Origin of the sequence: Pseudomonas sp. (genome assembly GCF_030684895.1) — a bacterium.
GTDB lineage: Bacteria > Pseudomonadota > Gammaproteobacteria > Pseudomonadales > Pseudomonadaceae > Aquipseudomonas.
This window is the reverse complement of record NZ_JAUXXP010000003.1, coordinates 1-4,149: the sequence shown is the minus strand read 5'-3', so window position 1 is coordinate 4,149 and position 4,149 is coordinate 1. Positions and strand designations below refer to the sequence as shown.

Annotated in this window: 4 protein-coding genes and 3 tRNA genes; all 7 read right to left on the bottom strand. The window is 55.9% G+C overall.

Going from position 1 to position 4,149, the window contains the following annotated elements; all coding sequences use genetic code 11:
- A partial coding sequence (gene tuf, locus Q8M42_RS00860) for an elongation factor Tu (RefSeq protein WP_305282936.1) occupies window positions 1-1,037 on the bottom strand: 1,037 nt, incomplete at its 3' end.
- Between the two features lie 83 nt (window positions 1,038-1,120).
- A tRNA-Thr gene (locus Q8M42_RS00855) sits at window positions 1,121-1,196 on the bottom strand.
- Between the two features lie 26 nt (window positions 1,197-1,222).
- Window positions 1,223-1,296, bottom strand: a tRNA-Gly gene (locus Q8M42_RS00850).
- A 24-nt stretch (window positions 1,297-1,320) separates the two neighbouring features.
- Window positions 1,321-1,405 (bottom strand) — tRNA-Tyr (locus Q8M42_RS00845).
- Between the two features lie 141 nt (window positions 1,406-1,546).
- Window positions 1,547-2,218 carry an SPOR domain-containing protein gene (locus Q8M42_RS00840; protein WP_304870105.1) on the bottom strand — a complete coding sequence of 224 codons (672 nt, stop codon included), beginning with the start codon at window positions 2,216-2,218 and terminating at the stop codon, window positions 1,547-1,549.
- An 8-nt stretch (window positions 2,219-2,226) separates the two neighbouring features.
- On the bottom strand, window positions 2,227-2,973 hold the full coding sequence (locus Q8M42_RS00835; protein WP_304870110.1) for a pantothenate kinase: 747 nt from the start codon (window positions 2,971-2,973) through the stop codon (window positions 2,227-2,229).
- Entirely contained in the window at window positions 2,963-3,928 is a 966-nt protein-coding gene (gene birA, locus Q8M42_RS00830; RefSeq protein WP_304870103.1) for a bifunctional biotin--[acetyl-CoA-carboxylase] ligase/biotin operon repressor BirA, read from the bottom strand. The genes Q8M42_RS00835 and birA overlap by 11 nt, the downstream gene beginning before the upstream one ends.
- Between the last annotated feature and the right edge of the window lie 221 nt (window positions 3,929-4,149).

The window sequence follows — 4,149 nt, the reverse complement described above, 5'->3', positions numbered from 1 at the left end:
TCGCAGTTACCCGTTACGTCAGTAGTACGGAAGTAGAACTGAGGACGGTAGCCTTTGAAGAACGGAGTGTGACGACCGCCTTCTTCTTTGCTCAACACATACACTTCTGCAGTGAAAGTGGTGTGCGGCTTGACCGAACCTGGCTTGACCAGAACCTGACCACGCTCAACGTCGTCACGCTTGGTGCCACGCAGCAGAACGCCGCAGTTCTCGCCAGCACGACCTTCGTCGAGCAGTTTGCGGAACATTTCAACACCGGTGCAGGTGGTCTTGGTGGTATCACGCAGACCAACGATCTCGATTTCTTCCTGGATCTTGACAATACCGCGCTCGATACGGCCAGTTACCACGGTGCCACGACCGGAGATTGAGAATACGTCTTCGATTGGCATCAGGAACGGCTTGTCGATGGCACGAACCGGCTCAGGGATGTAGCTGTCCAGAGTCTCAACCAACTTCTTGACGGCAGTGGTGCCCATCTCGTTGTCGTCTTGACCGTTCAGAGCCATCAGCGCGGAACCGATGATGATCGGAGTGTCGTCGCCTGGGAAATCGTAAGTGCTGAGCAGGTCACGCACCTCCATTTCCACCAGCTCCAGCAGCTCGGCGTCGTCAACCATGTCAGCCTTGTTCAGGAAGACCACGATGTACGGAACACCTACCTGACGGGACAGCAGGATGTGCTCACGAGTCTGCGGCATCGGGCCGTCAGCAGCGGAGCAAACCAGGATAGCGCCGTCCATCTGCGCAGCACCGGTGATCATGTTTTTTACGTAGTCGGCGTGACCTGGGCAGTCAACGTGCGCGTAGTGACGCACGGCCGAATCGTATTCAACGTGAGCGGTGTTGATGGTGATACCGCGCGCTTTTTCTTCTGGAGCGCTGTCGATCTTGTCGAAGTCAACCTTGGCCGAACCGAATACTTCGGAGCAGACGCGGGTCAGAGCAGCGGTCAGAGTGGTTTTACCGTGGTCAACGTGACCGATAGTGCCAACGTTGACGTGCGGCTTGTTACGCTCAAACTTTTCTTTAGCCATTTTGACTGCCTCCCAGAGAAGAATTGACTCAGTATCACCGCCATAAAACAAAGGCAGATACTTGCATATCTGCCTTTATTAGATGGAGCTCATGAGCGGACTCGAACCGCTGACCTCACCCTTACCAAGGGTGTGCTCTACCAACTGAGCTACATGAGCCAAACACATTGCAAGAACAACAATGCTGGAGCGGGTAGCGGGAATCGAACCCGCATCATCAGCTTGGAAGGCTGAGGTTCTACCACTGAACTATACCCGCGGAGCCTGCAGCTCTCGCTAAATCTGGTGGAGGGAGAAGGATTCGAACCTTCGAAGTCGATGACGTCAGATTTACAGTCTGATCCCTTTGGCCACTCGGGAATCCCTCCAAACGGGGCGGCATTCTCATTCGATGCCGACCTACTGTCAAGCAATTTCTCATTAAAAAACCTGAGGTTAGCTACATTGACAGCAACTTCGCAGAACACTTGTTAGCGCCACCCTGCGAAGCGGGCGCCATTCTATGCATTCTATTGAGGGCTTGCAACCCCTTCGCATGGCATTAATTGCTGCTCTAAGCCTTTGAAGTCAAAAGCCAAACGCTGCAGCAAGGAATCATCCGCCAGACGCCTACTTTGCGGCGAAATACGCACCCAGAAACTGCGATGCGCGCGCGTCAACTCACGCAGGGACGGCTCGTACCCGGCATCACGCAAACGCTGCATGACACTCTGCGCCGAGTCGCTACGAGGAAAGATGCCCAAGGAGATGCCGTTGGCCAAATCGCCCTGGGTGATGATGTAGCTATCAATCTTGCGCGCCTGCAGCTCACGCAACTGACGCAACGACGCTTGCCGAGAAGCCAAAGGCGGTAGATACACCCAATAGTCGACTCCGGCCGCCGCATCCATGCTCTGCACCCGCGACTGAATATCTAGGCTCAGCAAGCGCTGCTCGACCGCAGACGCATCTGCCATCTGTTCAAAGCTACCAAGAAACAGACAGACCGCTTCAACAGACTGTACTTCGGCAACCTCTCGCCGCGACGGCGTACTCGACTCACTGAGTAGGCGAATATCGCGTTTACTGTCTTGCGCCATATTCAGCGGTGCAATTTCAGTAACCCGCAACGGCGCCTGCTGTTGATGCCATACGTAATAGAACAGATTCAGCACAACCAACCACAAGAACATCCAGCGCATGCATGACCTCAACCTATGGGGCAGGCGATCGCCAAGCCGATAAACACCAGATCAGGCACAACCCGCGCACCCGGAATAACATCCACCACCAGCGGAGCATCGCCACCGGTGAGAAAAACATCAACGTCACGACCTAGCAACTCCGCCGCCATCGCCAGCTGACCAGTGACAAACCCACGCAGCATCAGCAAGCACCCACGCTCAACCGCCTCAGCAGTAGCGCGCCCCGGCACCAGATTCTCTAATGCCCTGGCGGCCTCATCACTGTCATAGCGCGTTCGCCGGGTATGGGTCCGCAACTGCGTGCGCATTAAGGGCACACCAGGGCAAATAAACCCACCCAAATGCGCGCCATCTGCGGCCACGAAATCCGAAGTCACCGCGGTGCCAAGATCAATAATCAACGCTGCCTTGTGCGATAGTTGATAAGCCCCAACCACAGCAAGCCAGCGATCAAGCCCAAGACGCTCGTATTGCTCATAGCCGTTGCGCACACCCGCCAATGCAACGGCTGGGCAGGCAGCATGGCACGTGACAGCAAAGGCCAGCTCAATCAGCGAGATCAACTGCGCAGTCTCTTCGTCGCTGCGCACACTGACCAAACGACAGGCACGCAAACGCACAGCCTGCTCGCGAACGACCTCTATAAGCGCCTGATCCGAGTCAACGACACCACCTATGTTTTTCGCAGCCTCGCCATCACCCAGCAAACGCCACTTGATAAAGGTATTACCGCAGTCGAGCTCAAGAATCATCACGCAACCTCAGGCTGAGCTCACCGCCGCTAAAGCTTTGCTCAGCCCCATCAACACGAAGACGAATGGCCCCAGAACGATCCACCCCCAATACCTCACCTTCGACAGGCTCACCGCCAGCCGTTATCGCAACTGATCGCCCCTGCCAAAGGTGACAAGCCTGCCACTCATCCTGCAAAGCTACGAAACCATCACGTAACTGAATATCCAGGTAGCGCGACAGCTGCCGATTCAACTCACTGACTAGCTCATTGCGATTTAACAGACGCCCCAGCTCAGCACGCATCGAAGTCCACGGCTGACCGATAGCTCCGGGCACAGCCGCCAGCATATTCACATTCAAACCAATGCCGATAACTACATGGCAAACATCCGCAGGATCACCAGAGAGCTCTAATAGAATGCCCGCCAGCTTGCGCTCACCCACCAGCACATCATTGGGCCACTTCAATCCGGCATCAGCCACGCCAAAGCCGCGTATAACCTGCAGCAGCGCCAAGCCGACAGCCAGACTCATGCCCTCAAGCTGACGCATACCACCTTCGACTCGCACAACCAGGCTGTAATACAGATTCTCGCCGAAAGGGCTTACCCAACTACGCCCTCGCCGCCCCCGCCCACTGGTTTGCCGCTCAGCAAGCACGTAGAACGGTAGCGATTGCGACGCCGGCAAAAGCCGCAGCGCTTCTGCATTGGTCGAATCCACACTTGGCAGAACGCGAGCATGCCACTGAGGCGCATCCTCATGGGCATTTAGCCAATCCGCATCCAGCAATTGCAACGGCGTCGCCAACCGGTAGCCGCGTCCGCGCACCTTGTGCAACGGTAACGACAACTCCGCCTGCAAAGCCTGCAGCTGCTTCCATACCGCCGAGCGGCTAACGCCCAGCACCGCGCCCAGCGCCTCGCCCGAATGAAATCGCCCGTCCTGAAGAAGTCTTAACAGTGCAAGCATGTGAGCCCCGCCACGCAATAAGGCACGCATAATAACGATGCACTGTTTAGTTGCCTATCAAAGGCTCACCTGTGCGTGGCTTGTTTTCGGCGCACAAAGTAAAACCCCCGACCAGTTTCCTGATCGGGGGTTTTGGTATAGGTGCTTGACGATGACCTACTCTCACATGGGGAAACCCCACACTACCATCGGCGATGCATCGTTTCACTACTGAGTTCGGG

Bases quoted from the DNA above. Each gene is read 5' to 3' on its own strand.
- Q8M42_RS00835 (WP_304870110.1), bottom strand. From the start codon at position 2,973: ATGATTCTTGAGCTCGACTGCGGTAATACCTTTATCAAGTGGCGTTTG.
- birA (WP_304870103.1), bottom strand. From the start codon at position 3,928: ATGCTTGCACTGTTAAGACTTCTTCAGGACGGGCGATTTCATTCGGGC.
- Q8M42_RS00840 (WP_304870105.1), bottom strand. From the start codon at position 2,218: ATGCGCTGGATGTTCTTGTGGTTGGTTGTGCTGAATCTGTTCTATTAC.